Source organism: Lactobacillus kullabergensis, from assembly GCF_003151025.1.
Classification (GTDB): Bacteria; Bacillota; Bacilli; order Lactobacillales; family Lactobacillaceae; genus Lactobacillus; species Lactobacillus kullabergensis.
Window position 1 is genome coordinate 1,982,207 of the sequence record NZ_CP029477.1, and the last position, 22,459, is coordinate 2,004,665.

At 36.0% G+C, this 22,459-nt stretch carries 19 protein-coding genes and 1 pseudogene; 15 read left to right on the top strand and 5 right to left on the bottom strand.

Features of this window, described 5'->3' with window-relative positions; all coding sequences use genetic code 11:
• Position 1: 1 nt before the first annotated feature.
• From DKL58_RS09320 to DKL58_RS09340, 5 genes are all read left to right on the top strand, one after another.
• The gene (locus DKL58_RS09320; protein WP_109586945.1) at positions 2-2,347 is read left to right on the top strand and encodes an ABC transporter ATP-binding protein/permease; all 2,346 of its coding nucleotides are present in this window, start codon (positions 2-4) and stop codon (positions 2,345-2,347) included.
• A 158-nt stretch (positions 2,348-2,505) separates the two neighbouring features.
• A complete protein-coding gene (locus tag DKL58_RS09325) occupies positions 2,506-3,231 on the top strand; it encodes a glucosamine-6-phosphate deaminase (RefSeq protein ID WP_109586946.1) in 726 nt (241 codons plus the stop codon).
• A 157-nt stretch (positions 3,232-3,388) separates the two neighbouring features.
• Positions 3,389-3,943 carry an alkaline shock response membrane anchor protein AmaP gene (amaP, locus tag DKL58_RS09330; RefSeq protein WP_162542360.1) on the top strand — a complete coding sequence of 185 codons (555 nt, stop codon included), beginning with the start codon at positions 3,389-3,391 and terminating at the stop codon, positions 3,941-3,943.
• 11 nt (positions 3,944-3,954) lie between these two features.
• The gene (locus DKL58_RS09335) at positions 3,955-4,137 is read left to right on the top strand and encodes a DUF2273 domain-containing protein (protein WP_045928847.1); all 183 of its coding nucleotides are present in this window, start codon (positions 3,955-3,957) and stop codon (positions 4,135-4,137) included.
• Positions 4,138-4,151: 14 nt separating this feature from the next.
• On the top strand, positions 4,152-4,682 hold the full coding sequence (locus DKL58_RS09340; protein WP_379854803.1) for an Asp23/Gls24 family envelope stress response protein: 531 nt from the start codon (positions 4,152-4,154) through the stop codon (positions 4,680-4,682).
• Between the two features lie 244 nt (positions 4,683-4,926).
• On the opposite strand, the gene DKL58_RS09345 is transcribed toward DKL58_RS09340, so the two are convergent.
• Positions 4,927-6,555: an ABC transporter ATP-binding protein gene (locus DKL58_RS09345; protein WP_109586948.1), complete on the bottom strand. Its 1,629-nt coding sequence runs from the start codon at positions 6,553-6,555 to the stop codon at positions 4,927-4,929.
• Positions 6,556-7,298: 743 nt separating this feature from the next.
• Between DKL58_RS09345 and DKL58_RS09350 the strand changes: the two genes are divergently transcribed.
• The 5 genes from DKL58_RS09350 (at position 7,299) to DKL58_RS09370 (ending at position 11,061) form a co-directional block, all read left to right on the top strand.
• A complete protein-coding gene (locus tag DKL58_RS09350) occupies positions 7,299-7,949 on the top strand; it encodes a deoxynucleoside kinase (protein ID WP_109586949.1) in 651 nt (216 codons plus the stop codon).
• A 12-nt stretch (positions 7,950-7,961) separates the two neighbouring features.
• Positions 7,962-8,651 (top strand): deoxynucleoside kinase, encoded by a 690-nt coding sequence (locus DKL58_RS09355; RefSeq protein WP_109586950.1) that lies wholly within the window; start codon positions 7,962-7,964, stop codon positions 8,649-8,651.
• 241 nt (positions 8,652-8,892) lie between these two features.
• The gene (locus tag DKL58_RS09360) at positions 8,893-9,534 is read left to right on the top strand and encodes an amino acid ABC transporter permease (RefSeq protein WP_045928853.1); all 642 of its coding nucleotides are present in this window, start codon (positions 8,893-8,895) and stop codon (positions 9,532-9,534) included.
• A gap of 18 nt (positions 9,535-9,552) precedes the next feature.
• Entirely contained in the window at positions 9,553-10,206 is a 654-nt protein-coding gene (locus DKL58_RS09365; protein ID WP_109586951.1) for an amino acid ABC transporter ATP-binding protein, read from the top strand.
• Positions 10,207-11,061 carry an amino acid ABC transporter substrate-binding protein gene (locus DKL58_RS09370; RefSeq protein ID WP_109586952.1) on the top strand — a complete coding sequence of 285 codons (855 nt, stop codon included), beginning with the start codon at positions 10,207-10,209 and terminating at the stop codon, positions 11,059-11,061.
• Here DKL58_RS09370 and DKL58_RS09375 read toward each other — a convergent pair.
• A complete protein-coding gene (locus DKL58_RS09375; RefSeq protein WP_109586953.1) occupies positions 11,058-11,849 on the bottom strand; it encodes a Cof-type HAD-IIB family hydrolase in 792 nt (263 codons plus the stop codon). The genes DKL58_RS09370 and DKL58_RS09375 overlap by 4 nt on opposite strands.
• A 225-nt stretch (positions 11,850-12,074) precedes the next feature.
• On the opposite strand from DKL58_RS09375, the gene DKL58_RS09380 reads away from it, so the two are divergent.
• The 5 genes and pseudogenes from DKL58_RS09380 to DKL58_RS09400 form a co-directional block, all read left to right on the top strand.
• Positions 12,075-13,382: an NCS2 family permease gene (locus tag DKL58_RS09380; protein WP_109586954.1), complete on the top strand. Its 1,308-nt coding sequence runs from the start codon at positions 12,075-12,077 to the stop codon at positions 13,380-13,382.
• A gap of 100 nt (positions 13,383-13,482) precedes the next feature.
• On the top strand, positions 13,483-14,928 hold the full coding sequence (locus DKL58_RS09385) for a DASS family sodium-coupled anion symporter (protein ID WP_109586955.1): 1,446 nt from the start codon (positions 13,483-13,485) through the stop codon (positions 14,926-14,928).
• A gap of 137 nt (positions 14,929-15,065) precedes the next feature.
• A complete protein-coding gene (locus DKL58_RS09390) occupies positions 15,066-16,376 on the top strand; it encodes an NCS2 family permease (protein WP_109586956.1) in 1,311 nt (436 codons plus the stop codon).
• 146 nt (positions 16,377-16,522) lie between these two features.
• Entirely contained in the window at positions 16,523-16,813 is a 291-nt protein-coding gene (locus DKL58_RS09395) for a hypothetical protein (RefSeq protein ID WP_109586957.1), read from the top strand.
• A 321-nt stretch (positions 16,814-17,134) separates the two neighbouring features.
• Positions 17,135-17,331, top strand: a pseudogene (locus DKL58_RS09400) (MFS transporter); the annotation flags it as partial.
• 84 nt (positions 17,332-17,415) lie between these two features.
• On the opposite strand, the gene DKL58_RS09405 reads toward DKL58_RS09400, so the two are convergent.
• The 3 genes from DKL58_RS09405 to spxB form a co-directional block, all read right to left on the bottom strand.
• The gene (locus DKL58_RS09405; protein WP_109586958.1) at positions 17,416-18,972 is read right to left on the bottom strand and encodes a ClC family H(+)/Cl(-) exchange transporter; all 1,557 of its coding nucleotides are present in this window, start codon (positions 18,970-18,972) and stop codon (positions 17,416-17,418) included.
• A 91-nt stretch (positions 18,973-19,063) separates the two neighbouring features.
• Entirely contained in the window at positions 19,064-20,449 is a 1,386-nt protein-coding gene (gene gndA / locus DKL58_RS09410) for an NADP-dependent phosphogluconate dehydrogenase (RefSeq protein ID WP_109586959.1), read from the bottom strand.
• A 110-nt stretch (positions 20,450-20,559) separates the two neighbouring features.
• Positions 20,560-22,371, bottom strand: a complete 1,812-nt coding sequence (gene spxB / locus DKL58_RS09415) for a pyruvate oxidase (RefSeq protein ID WP_045928864.1) — start codon at positions 22,369-22,371, stop codon at positions 20,560-20,562.
• Positions 22,372-22,459: the final 88 nt, after the last annotated feature.

Consider the following 22,459-nt stretch of genomic DNA (forward strand, 5'->3'; position numbering starts at 1 on the left):
CATGTTACAATTAAAAGATTTACGTAAATCATACCATGTCGGTGATACGGTTACTCATGCACTTGACGATGTTTCTATATCATTTCGTAACCAAGAATTTGTTGCAATTTTAGGTCCCAGCGGTTCCGGTAAAACTACGTTATTAAATGTTGTCGGTGGACTTGATCGCTATGATAGCGGCGATCTCATTATTAATGGCAAATCTACTAAGAATTTCAAGGAAACTGACTGGGATGCATATCGAAATAATTCTGTCGGCTTTGTTTTTCAGAATTATAACTTAATCTCACACTTGTCAATTATTGCCAATGTTGAATTAGGGATGAATTTATCTGGAGTTTCTGCCTCAGAACGACGCAAAAGAGCAATAGACGCTTTAACTCAAGTCGGTTTGAAAGAACATATTTCTAAAAATCCTAACCAATTGTCGGGTGGTCAAATGCAACGTGTAGCTATTGCTCGGGCTTTAGCTAATGATCCCGATATTTTGCTATGCGACGAGCCCACTGGCGCTCTTGATACTGAAACCTCTGAGCAGATTATGAAGTTAATTAAAGAGCTGTCAAAAGACCGCTTGGTAGTTATGGTTACGCACAATCCCAAGTTAGCTCAGGAATATGCTACCCGAATAGTTAACTTTCAGGATGGAAAAATTTTAAATGATTCCAATCCTTTTATTCCTGAAGAAGAAAAAGATACTTTTAAATTAAAGCGTACTAAAATGTCATATTGGAATGCTATTAAATTAAGCTTTACCAATATTATGACTAAAAAAGGCAGAACAACTTTAACTGCTTTTGCTTCAAGTATCGGTATTATTTCTATTGCCGTCGTTTTAGCGTTATCCAATGGCTTTCAAAAGCAAATTGATACGACCATGAGTAAAGCACTGGCTAAATATCCCGTGACCATCAATCAAACTGCTACTGATGCCAGTAGCGTTGCAGACCGGAACGAATCTGAAAAGAATGTTAAAAACCGGGGTTATTTAACCGTTGAAAAAGATAAGATGCAGGAATCCACTCATCAAAATAAAATTAATCAAAAATATGTTAATTATGTCAAAAAAATAAATCCCAATTATGCTAACAATATTTCCTATCAGCGTGGGATTAACCTGAATTTGCTCACTCGCAGCAAAAATAAAATTAAGCGTGTCCAATTTTCTCCTATTGCAGCTAATTCAGATAGCTCTCAAGCAGCTGCACAAATGCGAATGCAAGCAATTAGTGCCACTGGCTTAGGCTCATCAGTGTTTCCTACTACACTTAATTCCAGTAAAAGCAATTTCCTTAAAGAAAATTATCAACTTTTGTCTGGTGCATGGCCGCATAAGGCTACAGATTTGGTTTTAGTAACAGATAACGAAAATAAACTAAACATTAATATTATTAAAAACTTAGGATTGAAAGCTACGCCTGGTGAGAAGTTAAATTATCAAAAATTTGTTGGGAAGAAATTTAAAGTTGTCGACAACGATGATTATTACCAAAAATTGCCAACAGGAATGTTTATTCCGCAAAAAATCAGTAATTCTATGTATGACAACAGCAAAACCCAAATGCAAATTGTAGGTGTCATTAGACCAAAAGATGAGAATTCTATGGCACTCCTGTCTTCAGGAATTGCTTACAGCGATCAGCTAACTCAAAACATTATCAAGAAAAATAAAAAATCAGAAATAGTACGAGCCCAGAAGAAGGCAAAACAAAATGTAATGACCGGACAAGATATGAATGCCCGAGAAAAGAAACAGATGCTGCAATCAATTGGTGGTTCAACCATTCCAACGAGTATCATGATTTATCCCAACGATTTTGATGCTAAAGATAAAGTGCTTGATTATTTAGATAAATGGAATCGGGGTAAAAAAAGAAAGAATAAAATTATTTATACTGACATGTCTAGTGCCGTTACCTCAATGACTGGTGGCTTACTTAATGGGATTACTACCGTATTAGTTGCATTTGCTGCTATTTCGTTAGTAACTTCAATGATCATGATCGGCATTTTAACTTACACATCTGTTCTTGAAAGAACGAAAGAAATTGGTATTTTAAAGGCTTTAGGCGCCCGTAAGAAAGATATCACAAGAGTGTTTGATGCTGAAACATTCATTCTGGGTGTCTTTTCTGGAATTTTGGGAGTGGTCGTTGCCTGGCTGCTAGTCTTCCCCATTAACAGTCTTTTATACTCCATCACAGATTTAGCTAACGTTGCCCAACTTAATCCAGTACATGCTTTAATACTAATCCTTATTTCAACAGTTCTAACAATGGTTGGCGGACACCTGCCGGCACGTATGGCTGCTAAAAAAGATGCTGCTATTGCTTTAAGAAGCGAATAAAATTTTTAAAAAAGTCCAATTAATGTTACATGTGAAACAAGCATTAGTTGAACTTTTTTATTTACCAAAAACAATACCTGCTATTATTACTAAGTTTATTGACAAATTGGCATATACCAATTTATAATTGAGATAACGATTATGGAGGGGCAAATAAAATGAAAGTTATTATCTCAAGTGACAAGACTAACGGCAGTAAAAAAGGTTTTGAAATATTTAAGAATAGTATCGCAAACGGCAGCAAAGTAATTGGTTTAGCAACTGGATCGACTCCTGTAACTCTCTATCAAGAATGGACCGAGAGTAATCTAGATAACAGCAATTTAATTAGTATTAACCTTGATGAATATGTAGGTTTAACTCCTGATAATGATCAGAGCTATCACTATTTTATGCAAAAGAATCTATTTGCTAAAAAACCATTCAAACACTCGTATATTCCTGATGGAATTAAAGCTATTAAAGATCCAGAAGGAACTGCCACTGACTATAATAAAATTATCGCTGAAAATCCAATTGATATTCAGCTATTAGGCTTAGGTCAAAATGGCCACATTGCATTTAACGAACCTGGTACACCATTTGATTCTGTTACTCATGAAGTACAATTAACAGAGAATACTATTAAAGCCAATTCTCGTTTCTTCAATAATATTGACGAAGTACCTAAATCAGCAATTTGCATGGGTATTGCAAACATTATGTCTGCCAAAGAAATCGTCATTATGGCTTTTGGTGATAATAAAGCTGAAGCTGTTCAAAAGATGGTTGAAGGTCCAGTAACTGAAGAAGTCCCAGCTTCAATCTTGCAAAAGCATAATAATGTTACTCTGATTGTTGATCAGGCTGCAGCAAATAAATTAAGTGCAAAATTTTCTAACTAGTTAATTTAAATGGTATACAAAAAGGCGATGCATAAATGCATTGCCTTTTTTGTGTGCTGTTTTACAAACTATTATTGTATACATACGGTGCATATTAGTAGTCTGTTAAAATAATCAGTATTATTATTAAGATGAACCCTGAGAGGATGGTGATAAGTTGAAGAGGAGTAAAAAATGGCTATTGGTATTAGGCATGTTATTACTATTACCTGTGCCTTGTTACTTAATATGGGAAACCAGTAGTTTCTGGCAAAAATATTTAAAGATTAAACTACCGCATTTAGGTTCTCTTAATCCAATATTTGCCTGGTATTTAATTGGTATCAGTCTAATTGTTTTTATAATACTAATTGTTAGTTTAATTGTCATCCTATTCTGGCCAGTCCAGAGAAACTTTAATTTAATTCATAAACGTGATGGTCAAGTTAAGGTTACTTCAAAAGCCATTAATAGCTATGTAATGAATTCACTTGCTGACTTGCCTTACTTAAATAATGCAAAAGTCAGTTCTAAGTTAACAGGACGCCGGATTAAAATTAAAATTGGCGGTGACTTGGGTCCAGGTGAAAACATTACCGTCCTACTTGACGATTATCTTGAAGAATTAAAAAAGAATCTGAAGCAGTTGCTAGGAATTGAGCAAAAACCAAAAATTAAAATCAAGTTTATCAATTATCACAAGGGTGATAAACCTGAAAAGCGCGTTCAATGAAGGAGGTTAAGATGAAAGAAGAATACAAAAAATACCTCCCAGAAATAAGCGGTGCTGTAATTGGTGTTTTACTAGCATTATGCTTTTTGGTACTGGGATTTTTCAAAACTATTTTTGTCATCGTGATGTTAGTCTGCGGCTTTTTGGTTGGACATTACTGGCCAGTGTTCAAAAAAATGCTGCAAAATAAATAATTTATATAAGGAGTATATGCAATATGGTACAATCAAGTTCAAATCAAGGTAGTTCAAAACCAGAAGTTAAAGGTGACTTAAAATACGATTCAAAAGTAATTCAAAAAATTGTTGGTATTGCTTTATCAGATATTAAAGGTTTATTAACTGTTAATGGTGGCTTTTTCTCAAATATCGCTGATAAAATTGTCAACAGCGATGATGTCACTTCAGGTGTAAACGTTGAAGTTGGTAAAAAACAAGTAGCTGTTGACATTGAAATTGTTGCAGAATATGGCGTTGATATTACTAAACTATATGATCAAATTAAGCAAAAAATTCAAGAAAAAGTCAAAGAAATGACTGGTCTTGATACTGTTGAAGTCAATGTTACTGTAGTTGATATTAAAACTAAAGAGCAACACGAAAAAGATTCTGTCAGCTTACAAGACCGTATCACCGGGGCTGCTAGTGACACTAAGGATAAAATTAGCGATCAAAAAGACAAGGTTCAAGATAAAGCCGAAGAAAAGAAAAAGGAATCTAAAGAATCTAGAGTTAAATAGTATTTTCAATCTCAATCGACAAATTTATGTGGCAGATTCTAGAAAAAGAACATAATACTTACACAAAAAAGGCAAACCTCAATTTTGATGGTTTCCTTTTTTTATTTATCCTGAATTTTAGGGAAACCTAATTATCTGTTTGATTTGTTTTCATTAACCATACTTATTAGTAGGTGTTTTTACCAATCTCGAAAATAGGCTTCACCAGCTTATTTAATTGGTTGTTAAAAGATATATTATTCTATCATCCCAATTCAATCACTTGATCAAATTGCTTTTTGATTTCCGGTCGCAAGTGATGAGAAATGTAGACTAAAGTGATGTTGTCCAAATCAAGCAGACTTTGTTCAATTTTCTGGCCATCTTTTTCATCTATTGCTGAAGTAATTTCATCGGCTAAGATAACTTGCGGATTATTAAGTAACTGTCGTGCAAGCGCAATTCGTTGCTTTTGACCACCTGAAATATTATTACCAGCATGTTTTAAAACAGTGTCAAGACCGTTGGCACTGTCAGCAACAAACTCTTCGAGACCGGCACGCGTAATTGCAGCATTAACTTCTTTGTCAGTTGTCTCCCGATCTAAAGTGATGTTATAACGCAGGCTGCCGTCAAAAATATAGGCAGACTGGTCAATGTAAGCAATCTGCTTGTGCAGCGAACTAAAATTAAGTTCGCTGTATTCATCATTATCCCAAGTCAGCGAACCTTGATAGCCTGTTAACAAACCACCAATTAATTTTACAAGGGTTGATTTGCCACAACCAGACGGACCAACAATGGCCACTCGTTCCCCTCGCTTAATGCTGCCGGCAACATTCATTAAAATAGGTCTGTCACTATTAGGATAGCTGAACGAAAGGTCACTAAATGCAATTTGCTGAGTCAAAGGAGCAACATTCTTATCCCCTGTTTTTTCCTGCGTATTAGCTAATTTATTATATTTGTCAAAAATAGGTTGAACTGCCCGAATTGAAGTTAGATCAATACTGATTTCTGTCAAGCTGCCAAAAACATTCCCGGACATTGAACCAACAATTAAAATAGCTCCAATTGGAATCTGGTTATGAAAGGCCAGGTATCCGGATTCAACAGTTAAAATAGTTTGAGCAGATACACTAATCAGGTTAATCAGTGCATTAGAAAAGGACATTTCCGTAATGTAATTAACCCGAGCCTGTCCAGTCTTATCTGATGCCGCAAGAACTATTTTATTGAGCAATTTTTGCTGACCAAGTGTGAGCAGATTGACAAAACCCTCAAGAACATCAGTTATTTTTGACGTTAATACTTCATTTTGCCTGCTTTGTTTTTGCGACAGTTGTTCCAACTTTTTCTTAAAAAGACGGGGAAATAAAATCATAACAACAGCAAAAACCAAAGTGGTTACAAATAAGAGTGGATGGTAAGAAAACAGGATGACACTGGCAATAATGCCCAAGAGTGCACTGCTAAATGTTTGCTCTAAACTGAAAAAGCCATCTTGATTAATTTGGTTAATATCGTTAGTAAACCAGGAAACATAGTCAGCTTCCGTGTGCTTGTTGAAGTCTTCATACTCTTGGCGACCAATTATATGGGCCAATGCGTTCCTAATGGAATTATCGACAGCCTTGATGATTACAGCAGAATATCGTGAACTACAAAAAAAGAAAATCAGAAAAAAGCCCCAGCTAAGCAAGTTTAAACCTGTATCAATCATAAAGCCGTTTAAATTATGCTGAGTCAAAGCAGTAAGTGCATTACCTTTAAAAATGCTGGCAGCAGTTTGTGCTAAATTCCGGCCAAAATAGAAAATGGCCAGAATTACATACATGCCTGAATTACGTTTAATGTAGGTCCAAAGCGAAAATTTTGTTATAGTATCGTCCATGATTTACTTCCTGTCAAAACATCTATTTTTAGAGCTAATACTAAAATGACATATCTTCCTGAGAGAAACAGTTTGCAAAGAACATTAATCTTTGACCTATTTCAAAGCTGCAGGCTCTCAAATAATTTAATTATTGTGGGCTTTAGCATTCTTCTAAAAATCCCCTAAGTACCAATTACGGCATGAAACATACTAATTTGCCCTTTTTATTTGAAGTATTTTCTACTACCTTTATAATTTATTTATCATTTTATGGCTTTTATAATATAAAAGCAATCTATTTTTAATTCTTATATTTAGAATTATTTCTTCGCAACAGTATATAAATAGTGCAACTGCTTTACATTCTTAAAAAAATTTGTTTCATAGTTGAGAGATCATTATCATGTTTTAATTGAATTAAATCATGCAACTGCTTTCAGCTTCGTTTGCTTTAACAATAAAAAAGCTAAATGCAAGCTGTACGGCTTGCTATAGAATAAATATTTCCATCATGCTCTAACTCTATTGCAAGTTAATAATTATTAGTTTAATTTGGAGGATTTATTTTGGTTTCACGTGTAACACAGTTTAAAATCATAAGTTCAAATTTTCAATTTTGACAATAACTACAACTTTTTACTTCTGTATTATACAAAATTACTTGACTTTTTGATTAAAATTTTAATTTACTTTTTGCTTGTATACCACTATATCTCGTATTAAACTAAATAAGAATCTATATATTGTATTTATGAAAGAACGTGATCCAAGTTATTGTTTTAAGTGGGCCAATTGGAGCCGGTAAATCCAGTTTAACTAGTATTTTAGCTGAGCACTTAGGTACACAAGCTTTTTACGAGGGAGTAGATAATAATCCTGTTCTTCCTTTATATTACCAAGACATGAAACGCTATACTTTTTTGCTTAATATCTATCTGCTTAACCATCGTTTAGCACAAATCAACCAGGCAATCCGAGAGAAAAACAGTGTTTCAGACCGTTCGATTTATGAAGACGCACTCTTTTTCAAAATGAACGCCGATAGTAAAGTGGCTGATCCAACTGAGTTTAAGATATATGATAGTCTACTCGAAAATATGATGGAAGATACCCCAGGTAATCCCAGTAAAAAGCCAGATTTACTAATTTACATTCACGTTTCTCTAGACACTATGCTTAAGCGCATAAAAAAACGTGGACGTTCATTTGAACAAATTAGCACAGATCCCAGTTTAAAAGACTACTACGCACGGTTAATTAAGTATTATGAACCATGGTATGAAAAATATGATGCCTCACCTAAAATTAAAATTGATGGGGATAAATACGATTTTATCTACGATGAAGATGCAAAAAAAGAAGTTTTAAATCAAATTGATAATAAGTTGCACGCAATAGGCAATTTAGAATAGAGAAGGAACGTGATGACAGTTATTGTTTTAAGCGGGCCAATTGGAGCCGGTAAATCCAGTTTAACCAGTATATTAGCTAAGTATTTAGGAACCAAACCATTTTATGAGAGTGTCGATAACAATCCTGTTTTGCCACTTTTTTATGCCGATCCTAAAAAGTATGCATTCTTACTTCAGGTATTTTTCCTAAATACTCGTTTTCGTAGTATCAAGGATGCATTAACTGATGATAATAACGTTCTTGATCGTTCAATTTATGAAGATGCACTTTTCTTCCAAATGAATGCAGACATTGGTCGGGCTACCAAAGAAGAAGTTGACACATATTATGAACTGCTCAATAATATGATGGGCGAACTTAAGCACATGCCAAAGAAAAATCCTGATCTTCTGGTTCATATTAAGGTTTCATATGACACTATGATTAAAAGGATTCAAAAACGTGGTCGACCATACGAACAGCTGAGTTATGACGCGACGCTGGAAGATTATTATAAGAGACTTTTGCGTTACTACAAACCCTGGTATGAAAAATACGATTATTCTCCTAAAATGGAAATTGATGGTGACAAGCTAGACTTCATGACTGATGACCATGCTAGAGAAGTTGTACTTGATCAAATCGTTGCCAAGCTAAAAGAAATGGGTAAATTACCTAACTCTTGGGATAAACCAACAGATATTCAAATTGAGCAACCATAAACCATTTTAAAGAGCCATTAGCTACAGCTAGTGGCTCTTTTCATGTCATGTTTATCAAAATTAACTATCAGCAAGTTACAAATTTCCATATTGATTAAATAAAATTTCGAAAACTATGTTATGATTAAAACATATATTTTTTCACATATTTTTTTAATCAATTTATATAATTTAGCTAGTATCAAAAGAGTTGCCATATTAGCCTCTCTAATCAAAATAAATTCAGTAAAAAGGAGAAAAAATGAACTATATCCTTTCAATTATGCCCTCTTTAATTTCAGGTGCAAAGATGACATTAATTTTATTCTTTTGGACTTTAATTGTTTCTATTCCATTGGGAATTATAGTCAGCCTAGGCTTGCTTTCGCATTTTAAGCCCTTAAGATTAATCTTAAAATTTTACATTTGGATTATGCGGGGTACTCCTCTTCTGCTACAATTAATTTTTATTTTCTATGGTTTACCGATAGTCGGCATCATTTTTGAGCGCTACGATGCAGCACTTTTCGCCTTTATTTTAAACTATACAGCCTATTTTGCCGAGATATTCCGTGGTGGCTTTCAATCAATCCCTGTAGGTCAATACGAAAGTGCTCGCGTTTTAAGATTAAATTACTGGCAAACATTGAGCCATATTATTATTCCTCAGGTCAGCAAAATAGTTATACCCTCAATTGGCAATGAAGTGATCAACTTAGTTAAAGATACTTCTTTAGTCTATGTCATTGGTTTGGGTGAGCTCTTACGTGCCGGCAATGTTGCTACAGCAAGAGATGTAACATTAATTCCTTTAGTGATAGTCGGTATAATTTATCTATTAATGACGGGTATCGCATCATTTTTGCTGAAAAAAATTGAACACAATTTTGCAAAGTGGAAGTAAATTAGGGGAAATAATACTATGCTAGAACTTAAAAACATTACCAAAAAATTTGGCTCTCGTACGATTTTAAACAAGTTAAACTTAATCATTCCTGACAGACAAATTTTAGCCATTGTGGGACCATCTGGAGCGGGAAAAACTACTTTGCTGCGTTGCTTAAGTGGTTTAGAAAAAATTGATTCCGGTGATTTTTTGTGGGATGGGCAAAAGTTTGATCCGGCCGCTCCTGATAGTAAAAGTCATATTATCGGAGTAGTTTTTCAAAGCTATGAGCTTTTTCCCAATTTAACTGTAATCGAAAATATTACCCTGGCACCAACACTAGTTTTAAAAGAAAGTGCAGATCAAGCACAAGCCCGTGCGCGAAAGTTACTTGAACAACTAGATTTAATTGGTAAAGAACAGCTCTATCCCTATCAGCTTTCTGGAGGTCAGCAACAAAGAGTAGCTATTGTACGTGCGCTAGCAATGGAACCCCATATTCTATGTTATGACGAACCCACTTCTGCTTTAGATCCTGCTTTAAGAACAAAAGTCGGAGAAATAATTTTAAAACTTAAAAATAATAACAACATGACGCAAATTATTGTCACTCATGACATGGAATTTGCCAGCCAAGTGGCCGATCAGGTATTCAAAGTAAAAGCATTAGATGATAAGAAGGTAATATAAGTGAAAACCAAGCGCCTCTTAACCCTCATAATAACGCTCATCTGTATTTTATTTATTTCTGCCTGTAGTGGCATATCAGTTAATAGAAAAGCTAACGCAGTTGACAACTGGTCTCATATCAAGCAACGTGGCTATGTTACAGTTGGTGTAGATGATACTTTTGTACCCATGGACTTTAGGCAAAAAAATGGTCAGTTAATTGGTTACGACGTTGATCTCGCAAATGCTGTTTTTAAACAATATGGTATTAACGTCAGTTTTCAAACAATTGACTGGTCTATGAATACTACTGAATTAAAAAACGGCACAATTGATCTCATATGGAATGGTTTTAGCAAAAACCCTGAGCGTGAAGCTAAGGTAAGTTTTAGTAAAACTTACTTATATACTTCTCAGGTATTAGTAAGTCTTAAAAAGAATAAAATTAATACCATTGCCGCAATGAAAAATAAGACTTTGGGCGTTCAAACCGGCTCTTCCGGCTATAATGACGTAATGAAATATCCAAAAGTTTTTAAAAATCATATTAAAAATCAGGACCCGATTCTCTATGATTCCTTTACTAATGCTTTTATAGATCTAAATGCAGGCCGCATCCAAGGATTATTAATTGATAGCACCTATGCAAATTATTATATTTCTCGGCAAAAACACCCGGAAAACTTTACTGAGATCGAAAGTCCTTTTCCAAAAGAAGAATTTGGTGTAGGTATGAGAAAAAGCGACTTAACCTTGCACAAGAAAATTAATTACGCCTTAGAAAAGCTGGCAAAAAATGGTACCTTAACAAAGATTAACCACAAATGGTTTGGCAACAAAGCCGAATCTCCTTTACTTCAAACGAAAAAGGATTAATTTAAACTATCAAGTACTGCAGCTATTCCATCGTGGTTGTTATCTAAAGTAGTTCTAAATTTCTTTTTCAAGTCTTCTGGTGCATTTCCCATTATTACAGGATGACCTACTGATTGAAGCATTTTCTCATCATTATAATTATCCCCAAAAGCCCAGCAGTCTTTCAGTTCCATGCCAAAAGCCTGGGCTATTACTTTTACCCCTTGACCTTTAGAAACTCGTTTAACAACGACCTCCAATAAATTTGCGGCAGATTTCACTATATAGAGTTCTGGATAGAGCCGCCTTAATTCTTTTTGAGTAGCATCTAATAAGCTTGGCGTTCCCATGAGCAAAATTTTATGTACATTTTTGAGTTGCGCTATTTCAGTAATCGAACTAGGTTGAGCTTTAAATTTAACAATTTTCTCCTCATTTTCAACCAAACCATTATTATTACCTGGGAAATAATACCAGTTGTCGTCACTATAGACATTCCACACAACGCCATTATTTTTACCTTCGATATAAGAACATATTTTGGCAGCTTTTGAAGAAGACATAAAATGAGAATCAAGGATATGACCCATTTCATCTAAAACCAAAGCACCATTATAGGCTACCATTGGACATGATTTGGTAATTTCTCCCACAACAGACATAATTGCCTTAGGCATACGTGCAGAAACTGGTACAAACACATTGCCTTTAATAATTTGTTTACGAATAGCAAGTTTAGTCTTCGGTGTTACTTCTTGCTTTGAGTTGATTAATGTGCCGTCTATATCCGAAAAAATTAGTATTCCCATTTTTTCTCCTAACAAGATGTATAATCTACTACTTACCTATGTTCATTTTACCGATCAAACTATTAGTTGGTCAATTCTTAGCCGAAAGCACTTAGTTAAAGATTATAGTTATTCTATGGCTTTTTCGCTAATATAATTCGTATTTACATCGCTTTAAATGAATGATAAACTGTTAAAGGCGTTAGATTTAATGTAAAACGCGAACAATATTTTGGGAGAGATTAGATGAACTTTATAAAGAGTTATTTTCAACTCGATAAGTATAAAACTAATGTAAAAATTGAATTTCTTGCTGGATTAACAACTTTTATCAGCATGTCATATATTTTATTTGTTAATCCCAGTGTTCTGGGAGCCAGTGGCATGGATAAAGGAGCAGTCTTCACAGCAACTGCCTTAGCTAGTGCCTTGGGTACTGCAATAATGGGAATTGTTGCCAATTACCCTATTGGAGAAGCTCCTGCCCTGGGCATCAATGCGTTTTTTGCTTATACAGTTTGCATAGGCATGCATGTTTCATGGGAAACAGCCTTAGCTGCTGTTTTCGTAGCATCTATCATCTTTATTTTAATTACTATGTTTAAGCTGCGAGAGATGATAATTAACGCCATTCCTTCCGATCTAAAATTTGCCATTTCTTCCGGAATTGGTTTGTTCATCGCTTTCTTGGGAATGCAAGATGGTGGCTTAATCGTAGCAAATAAATCAACTTTAGTTGGTTTAGGATCACTTCATGATCCAGCCGTTTGGATTACTATCTTTGGCTTAATTGTTACCGTTATTTTAATGATCTTAAATGTACCAGGTGCTATCTTTATTGGAATGGTTTTAGCAGCCATTTTTGGTGTAATCACAGGGCAAATTTCTTTACCAACTAAAATAATTTCTGTTGCACCAAGTATCGCTCCATCATTTGGTCAAGCAATTTTTCATGTTAAAGACATCAATACTTTACAAATGTGGGTTGTTGTTCTTACTTTTCTTTTAGTAACATTCTTTGATACTGCAGGTACTTTAATTGGCTTAGCCCAACAAGCCGGCTTTATGAAAGATAATAAGATGCCCCGCGTAGGTAAGGCATTGGCTTCAGACTCCACTGCCATGATGGTTGGTTCAGTTCTAGGAACCTCACCAGTAGGTGCATTTGTCGAATCTAGTGCCGGCATTGCAGTTGGCGGCAGAACAGGTTTAACAGCTGTCTTTGTAGCAATTTTCTTTTTAATTTCAATGATATTCAGCCCACTCTTAGGCTTATTTACTACTCACGTCACCGCTCCGGCACTAATTATCGTTGGGGTTTTGATGGCTCAAAATACCGCCCATATCCAGTGGGATAAAATGGAAATTGCCGTTCCTGCCTTCTTAATTTTAATTGGTATGCCTTTAACTTATTCAATTTCAGATGGTTTGGCTCTAGGTTTAATAACATATCCAATATGTATGGTTGCCGCTAAGAGAACAAAAGAAGTTACACCAATGATGTGGATACTTTTCTTCGTATTCATCGTATTCTTATGGGTATTAAATTTTTAAACTTACTGATTGTTTTAAACGAATAATATGTTAAACTAAGCAAATATAGGGGTGTTTATTCACCTAATATATTTGCTTTTTATTAAGAAGGGAGTCTTTTATGAAGACGATAGATTATAAAAAATTTATATTGCCACTATTGTTTGGTCTTATTATCTGGTTTACGGCCCCAATTCGTCCTGCCGGAGTATCAGTTCAAGCCTGGCATATGCTGGCAATATTTATTGGAACTATCATTGGTTGTATTACGTTACCTATAGCTATTAGCGGTGTTACTTTAATAGGATTTACTCTCACTATTTGCCTCGGGCTTGCACCCCTTGCCGACAAAGTTGTTAACGGAAAAGTCGTTGCAAAAGGTGCCATTGACGCATTCTCCAATTCATCTGCTTGGCTAATCGTTATGGCCTTTATGATTTCACGTGGTATTGTAAAAACCGGCTTAGGTCAAAGAATTGCTTTATATTTTGTTAAATGGTTTGGTCATAAATCCTTAGGCTTAGGCTATGCTATTGGTGCTATTGACTTAATAGTTTCTCCTGCAACTCCTTCAAATGGTGCGAGAGCAGGTGGCGTGGTATATCCATTAATTCAATCATTAGCAAATACATTTGACTCTAAGCCTAATGACCCATCGCGTAAAAAGATGGGAGCATATCTAACTTTTACAGAATTTCAAGTTAACATTATTACTTCATCATTATTTATGACTGCTTGCGCACCTAACTTAATTGCTGTTGCACTTGCTGGTAAAGCAGGTGTAACTCTTAGCTGGATGCCATGGCTAATGGCCAGCATTGTTCCTGCAGCAATTTGTTTAATTGTTGTACCATATTTTGTTTATAAACTTTACCCACCAGAAATCAAGGAAACTCCTAACGCTAAGGAGTGGGCTGATGGTGAACTGGCAAAAATGGGTAAACTTACTTTGCCCGAAAAATTAATGGCAGTTATTTTTGCAATTACTTTAGTACTCTGGATGCTTTCCAGTACTCTAGGAATAGATGCTACATTAATTGCATTCATTTCCGTTTCACTTTTACTTCTTACAGGTGTATTAGCACCTAAAGACTTGCTAAGTGAAACTGGAGCTTGGAACATTTTGATCTGGTTATCTATTTTAGTATTCATGGCTGAAAAACTAACTCAATTCGGTTTAATAGGTTGGATATCAACTAGTATTTCCAGCGCAATGAAGGGTCTCAACTGGCTATTAGTTCTAGTAGTTTTAGCACTTGTTTTATTCTACACTCATTACTTGTTTGCAAGTGCCACAGCTCATAATTCAGCAATGTACCTGCCACTTTTAACTGTAGCTATTTCAGCTGGAGCACCTAAATTACTAGCAGCCCAGTTTTTAGCACTGTTTTCAGCAATCATGGGTTCCACAACTCATTATTCTAGCCCTGCCGCTTCTGTTTTAGCTTCTTCTGGCTATGTCAAACAAGATGAATGGTGGAAATTAAGTTTTATATTCGGTATCTTCTATATCTTAGTTTATGGCATTATCGGATTAGCCTGGATGAAACTAATTGGTATGTGGTAAGCTGTTAAAGCAAATCTATCCAGATTTGCTTTTTTTATTACCCGGGAAATAATTTTGAATAAGATGGATTTCTAGGCTTAATAAGTTATATACTAGTTATATTAGTTCTTTATAATTTTAATATTTTTGGAGGAAAAATGACGACATTAGATAAAGTCTTTCATTTAAACGATGCTCATACCACTGTTAAGCGCGAGTTAATAGCTGCATTAACCACGTTTGTCAGTCTCTCCTACATCCTTTTTGTTAACCCTAACATCTTACACGCAGCAGGTATTAATAAGGGAGCGGCATTTACAGTTACTGCAATTTCAATTGCAATAGGCTGTTTTATTATGGGTCTGGTTGCTAACTATCCTGTAGCCTTGGCTCCCACACTTGGCAGTGCTGCATTTTTTGCTTACAACGTTTGTGGCGGAATGCACATTAACTGGCAAACTGCCTTAGCTGCTGTTTTAGTTGCATCTGTTTTGTTTATTTTAATAACAGTTTTGAAACTTCGTGAAATAGTAGTCGATGCCATTCCACAGGATTTGAAATATGCTATTTCGGCTGGTATTGGCTTATTTATTGCCTTTATTGGCCTGCAAAACGGCAAATTAATTGTTAATAGTGACTCAAATTTAGTTACTCTGGGCAAATTTAATTCACCAGCCGTTTGGATTACCCTCTTCGGTTTAGTTTTAACTGTAATTTTAATGGCAATGAATGTGCCAGGTTCCATTTTTATCGGTATGGTAGTAACAGCTGTCTTTGGGGTTATTATTGGCCAAGTAGCTGTTCCTAAAGGTATTATCGCCAGTGCACCAAGCATTGCTCCTACCTTTGGTCAAGCCGTATTTCATTTAAAAGATATTAATACTCCCCAACTATTCATGGTAGTTTTAACCTTTTTACTGGTTACTTTCTTCGACACTGCGGGTACTCTGATTGGCATGAGTGAACAAGCAGGAATGGTTGATCAAAATGGTAAAATACCACGAATTGGTAGAGCTTTCCTATCGGATTCGTTAGCCATGGTTGAAGGAGCAGTCTTAGGAACTGCACCACTTGGTACATCTGTTGAATCTAGTGCCGGCATCGCTATGGGTGGTCGCACAGGTTTAACTGCAATCTTTGTAGGAATCTTTTTCTTGATTTCAATGATTTTCAGCCCGCTTTTGGCGGTTATCCCCACTACTGTTACTGCTCCAGCATTGATTATTGTTGGGGTGCTCATGGCAGGAAACCTGAAGAAAATTGACTGGGATAAGTTTGAAATTGCCTTTCCAGCATTTTTGACGGTAGTTGGTATGCCATTAACTTACAGCATTTCAGATGGTTTAGCTTTAGGCATGATTGCTTACCCGATTACTATGATCGCTTCTAAACAGGCCAAGAAAGTTTCACCAATGATGTATGTTCTATTAGTCGTATTTGTCCTCTTTTTCCTGATCACAAATATGTAAGAATATCTGTCTAATTACAAAGGCCACTTTTAGAAGTGGCCTTTTTGTTTATGCTTAATTGATAAATTACACTTTATTTTTTATTTATTTGCTATTATAATTCATAAAAATATTTACATTTTATTCATGAAAGAAGGTAAATTATCATGTCCAACACTAAAGAGAAATGGTTCAGCCGCTATATTGGCACTATTACGTTCTTTGTTGTTGCTTTACTAACCAGTCTTAATTCTGGCTTTTTCCCTTATTCAATTGCTGGAAGACTCTGTGCCATTTTGTGGCTGGTCGCATTCAGCTTTTTGATATTTGCCTGCGAATATTTGATTAATCACACTAACCTTGATAATAAAAATGCTGCAAAAGCAGTGGTAAATTTTAGTATTTGGCTCCTTGCAGCCTTAGTTTTAGTTATATTCATTTTAATTTTTAAAAAATGAATTTTTGCTTTTAATTAATTTTAGGTTATTTTTGCACGAATCGTCAAAATTTGTTATGTTAAGTAGCATTTAATTCATTCAATGAAAGGGAAGTTGTAAAGTAGATTAAGTAGCTCGTATTTAGTCTATTATCATGAAAAAAAAAAGACAAAAACAATTAAAAAAGATTATAAAAAGGCATCTCTTGCAAAAGTTCATTTACGCGTAATAACTGCATTTGCTTTAGGGCAATTTACTTGTGGCTTTTCACTAGGAATTACTGGCGTAGCTATGAACAGTGCTGCCAAATACATTCAAATTAGTAACATGTGGACTGGATTAATTGGAGCCGGTGGTGTGGGAACCTATATTACAATCAGTCGTATTGGTGCGGCTGCAGGGACATTTTATTGCCAATTCTAACAGAAATAGGCGGGCCAAACTTGGCAATGCTTGTTTGTGCCTGCGTTCTCTTAGTTGCTTTTGTCATTTGTTTAATCTGGGCACCAGAAACTTCACCTAAATATCTAAAAAAATAAAATTTAAAGCCAGTCAAAAAACATTATGAAATACCCCCAAATTTAGAGCAAATTCGGGGGTATTATTGTAACTAAGGCTTCTTTTTAGCCATCATATTTTATTCTTTGCATTTGTTTTATCTGGCCAAATACTTTACCGCGTTGGCCAGCATCTAGTGTTAAAACTAATGAATCACCGGCTTTAATTAATGTTTGTCCGTTGGGAATTAAATACTGGCCATCATGGTACACCGCCTTAACCAATGTATGTTTAGGCCACTTAATCTGCATGATTTTTTTGCCTGCGAGCTGACTATCCTCATAAATTGGTACCGTTAGTTGATCAGTTTTACCTGATATCGCAGGGGTAAGTTTCTTATCGTTTGCAACCATTGCTCGCGCCAGTGTGCCATAAATTGGGTCTCCATTAAGCAATTCATCAACCAGCAGGGCAACAAAAGCTACCACAGCCAAAGGCATTAAATGCAGCAGCGACCCCACCATTTCCGTAATTAAGATAATAGCTGTAAATGGAGCTCTAATTACAGCAGCAAAGAACCCGGCCATTGCAAAAATAATCAAGTTAATTACCAATTTTGCAGGCAATAAATGTAATTGAACCAAAATAAGGCCGTAGCTTGCCCCGATTACAGCACCCATTGTCAATATTGGCAAGAAAATACCACTAGGCAAGCCCGAATCATAAGAAATAATAGAAAAAATAATTCTCACAATAAAGAAAAATAGTAACATACCAACTATTTTCCAGCTACTTTGTTTAATAATTTGTGGTAATGCTAAAATCAATCTATTTCCCGGACCAGTAATTAAGGGCCAAAAATAAGCAATTGGTATCAATAAAATAAGAGGTATTAATCCATATAGCCAACTAGGTAAGAAAGTAATTTTAGCATATAACTTTTTTCCTTTAAATAAACCAACTTTATAAAGGTGACCTAGTAAACCTAAAATTAAGCCTAAAAGTAACAAATAGCCATATAGTTTTACTGGAAAACTATGGCGATAAACAAGAGACAAAGACGGTTTTTGGCCAAAAATATTTGAAACAACAAAATCTGACACTAAAGCACCTGCAAGTGCATTTAGCCAAACGCGGGGAGAGAAATTATGAAAAACTTCTTCAAGTACAAATAACGCACCACTTAATGGTGCTCCAAAAGCTGCAGCTAATCCACTAGCTGCTCCTGTCGCTAACAACACCCTAGAGTTTGTTTTTGACTCCTTAGTGCCCTCGCCAACACCTTGACCGATAGTTGAGCCTATTTGCAAAGAAGGCCCCTCAGGACCTAAAAATAGGCCTGTACTAATCACTAAAATACCCCCAATGACTTTACGCCATAATGTGGGCCACCACTTTAAAGTTAAATTTCCTGCAAGTTGTAATTTAACTTCAGGAATGCCTGATCCACCAACATGAGGATATTGCTTAACAAAATAACCTGCGATTAATCCAACTAAAATAAGGCCAAATATAATTGGGATGAACCATAATGCATTCTGATGTGCCACGTGAAACAAGTTAAGCCACAGCTCCGTCATCTTTCCTATGCCAAAACGAAAGAAGCCTACTACAAAGCCACTGAACAGTCCAACTATCATAGCTTCCAGTAAAAGTTTTATTTGTTCTTTTTTATCTTTCATATTACCTCCGCTTTTTAATATGATTTAACATTAGCAAAAAACCAGTTAAGTCTTGGCTTTAACTGGTTTTAGTAGTTACACGTGTAACAATTTATTTTTCTTCATACCACTCAGTATGATAAACGCCTTCACGATCATTTCTAAAGTAAGTATGAGCTCCAAAGTAATCACGTTGACCCTGAATCAAGTTTGCTGGTAGACTTGGGTTAAATATTGATTCCAAGTAATTTAGTGAGGCACTCAATGTTGGAGTAGGAATACCAGCTTCAGTAGCAAGTTTAATCACAGCGCGGAGTGCAGGAATGTTTTTATTCATCAAATCCTTGAAATAAGGGTCCTGGAACATGTTGTCGAGTTTTTTACCTTCAGCAAATGCTTTTTCAATATCTTTTAGCATTGATGAACGAATGATACAGCCGGCTTCCCATGATTGAGCAATAGCCGGATAACGCAAGTCCCAGTTATATGCATCTGCAGCCATTTTTAATTGCTGGAAGCCTTGAGCATAAGCAACAGCTTGGCTTAATTGCAATGCTTTACCCAAATTATCAACTAAGTCCTGTGGAACTTCACCGTTCCACTTTATTTCCTTGCCTTCACGTGTAGTGGCCTTGGACATGAAACGGCTAATAACAGCTTCTGCAATAACACTGATTGGAACACCTAAGTGCACCCCATCTTCCAGCATCCAATTTCCTGTACCTTTATAAGAAGCAATATTCAGGATATGATCAATTACATGATCAGGTGTTAAATCGTCCTTTTGCTTTAAAACTTCAGCAGTAATTTCACTGAGGTAAGCTTTAACCAACCCTTCGTTCCAGTTAGCAAAAATAGCTGACATTTCATCATTTGTTTTTCCAGCCACTTTACGTAAGATATCATATACTTCAGAAAATTCCTGCATGATACCATACTCAATCCCATTATGTACCATCTTGACATAATGACCACTGCCTTCAGGCCCAATGAAACTAACGCATGGATGACCTTCAGAATTTTTAGCTGCAATTGCTTCTAAAATCGGAGCTACTTTCTTATAAGCATCTTCATCTCCACCTGGCATCAATGCAGGACCATTTAAAGCACCTTCTTCACCGCCTGAAACGCCCATGCCAATAAAGTGAATACCATGTTTTTCCATTTCATGATAGCGCCTGTTAGTGTCGTGAAAGTTTGAATTACCTCCGTCAAGCAAAATATCGCCTTTATCCAAAAGTGGTAATAATTTTTGTAAAGTTTCATCAACTGGTTTACCAGCCGCAATTTGGATTAAAATCTTACGTGGTTTTTCCAAAGAATCAACAAATTCTTCCCATGAATATGTCGGCTTCAACTTATCATCTTCATATTTAGCAAAAGCGTCTACTTCTGGTTTATCAATAGAAAAACCAGAAACGGAAAAGCCATTATTTCTTACATTCAAAGCAAGGTTCTTACCCATTACTGATAAGCCTATAATTCCGAACTGTTGCATTTATAGTCCTCCATCATTTAAGTTTCATACTCTATCATTATACTTGTAAGATCGCAAAAAAGCGAAACTTTCAAAAAGTTTCGCTTTTTTCAAACCTATAAATATGGCTATTAGTGAGCTGAAGCACCTGAAGTTGTGTCAGGTTCTGGTTCTGGCTCCGGCTCCTCTTCTTCAGCTTCTGAAGCACCTGAAGCTGCATCTTCTACCAAGCCGTACTTGTCAGCAAAGTAGCTAAATGGTTTCAAACCTTCAGCTTGATACTTCTTAACGAATTCTGGGTCATCAAGAGTATTCAATTCAGTTGAGTAAGGCATGTCATGGGTGAACTTAATGTCAATTAACATTGGTCCATCCATTTGTTTGAATTCTTTAACTGCGTCTTCGAATTCCTTCTTAGTGCGTACAGTTACACCCTTCACGTTCATACCTTCAGCAACCTTAGCCCAGTCGTTATTAGGCATAATAACACCTGATAATGGTTGGTGTGATTCATCAACTTGCTCAGCTTCAATGTAACCTAAAGTTTCATTTGTAAAGACAACGTTTAAGATATGCATGTTGTAGCGAGCTTCAGTCAACAATTCTTGACTCATCATGGCAAAACCACCATCACCACTCAGGTTCCAAACTTCGCGTTCTGGGTGAGCAGTTGCAGCAGCAAGTGCAGCTGGTGAACCAAAGCCCATAGTTGCGTACAAACCTGAAGTTGCCCAAGTTTGGTCATCATGCAAGTTTACTAAACGTTGGAAGTCAATGTTGATGTTACCAACATCAATAGCAAATTGTGCATCATCATCAGCATATTTGTTGATGATGTCAAAAATTGGCTCACGGCGAATTGGCATTTCGTCTGAATCATCAAAGCTGTGCTCCCATTCTTCCCAGTTTTGACGGTCTGCAATAGCAGCCTTATAAAGCGGTGATTCTTCACGAGCTTGACCTGCGTCAATAATTGCTTGTAAAGTCTTAGCACCATCAGCCAAAATTGGAACATCAACAGCGTGACGCTTGCCTAATTTTTCTGAATCAACATCAATTTGTACAACTTTAGCCTTAGGGTCAAAGAAGAACAATGAGAATGGTGAGTCATTACCTACCCAGATAACAGCATCTGCATGAGTTTGAATATCGTCACTTGGCTTAGGAGCAACACGACCAATTGAACCCATGTATGCTGGGCATTTGTCTTCAACAACACCCTTAGCCATAACTGAAGACATCAATGGAGTCTTGAATTTTTCAGCGAATTTTTCTAAGACATCGCCATGACCCTTCATACCTAAACCGAAGTAAACAACTGGGTTCTTTGCTTCTTCAAGAACCTTTACAGCTGCTTCAACTTCGTCTTTTCTTGGAGCTGCATAATTAGGAATTGCTTGCAATGCATTGTAATTTACACGGAAATTATCATCAATCTTGTCCCAGCCAAAGTCCTTAGGAAGAATTAAGACAGCTGGACCCTTCTTAGCATATGCTTGACGGATTGCTTCATCCATCATTGCAGGAATTTGCTCTGCACGCTTAATTTGGTGATCCCAAACAGCAACCGGATCAAACCAAGGCTTTTCATCAAAAGCTTGGAAGAAATCCATATCCTGACGACCAGTTGGGACGTTAGCTACGATAGCAACCATAGGTACCTTGTCGTATTTTGCGTCATACAAACCGTTCATCAAGTGAACAGCACCAGGACCGGCTGAACCAAAGCATACGCCGACCTTGCCAGTAAATTTATATTCAGCTGAAGCAGCTAAAGCACCGGCTTCTTCATGCCGAACCTCAATATACTTCATCTTACCCTTAAAGTCATGGATAGCATTCATTGTTGAGTCAAATGAGCCACCTGGAAAACCATAAATATGATCAATATGCCAGTCCAATAAAACTTGGAGCATGGCATTTGCGCCATTAATTTTTGCCATTTTAAAGTGCATCTCCTTAAATACATGTTTACTTACATATTGTATTAAAACATATAATTTCACAATTTCAAGTGACCAAAATTAACGA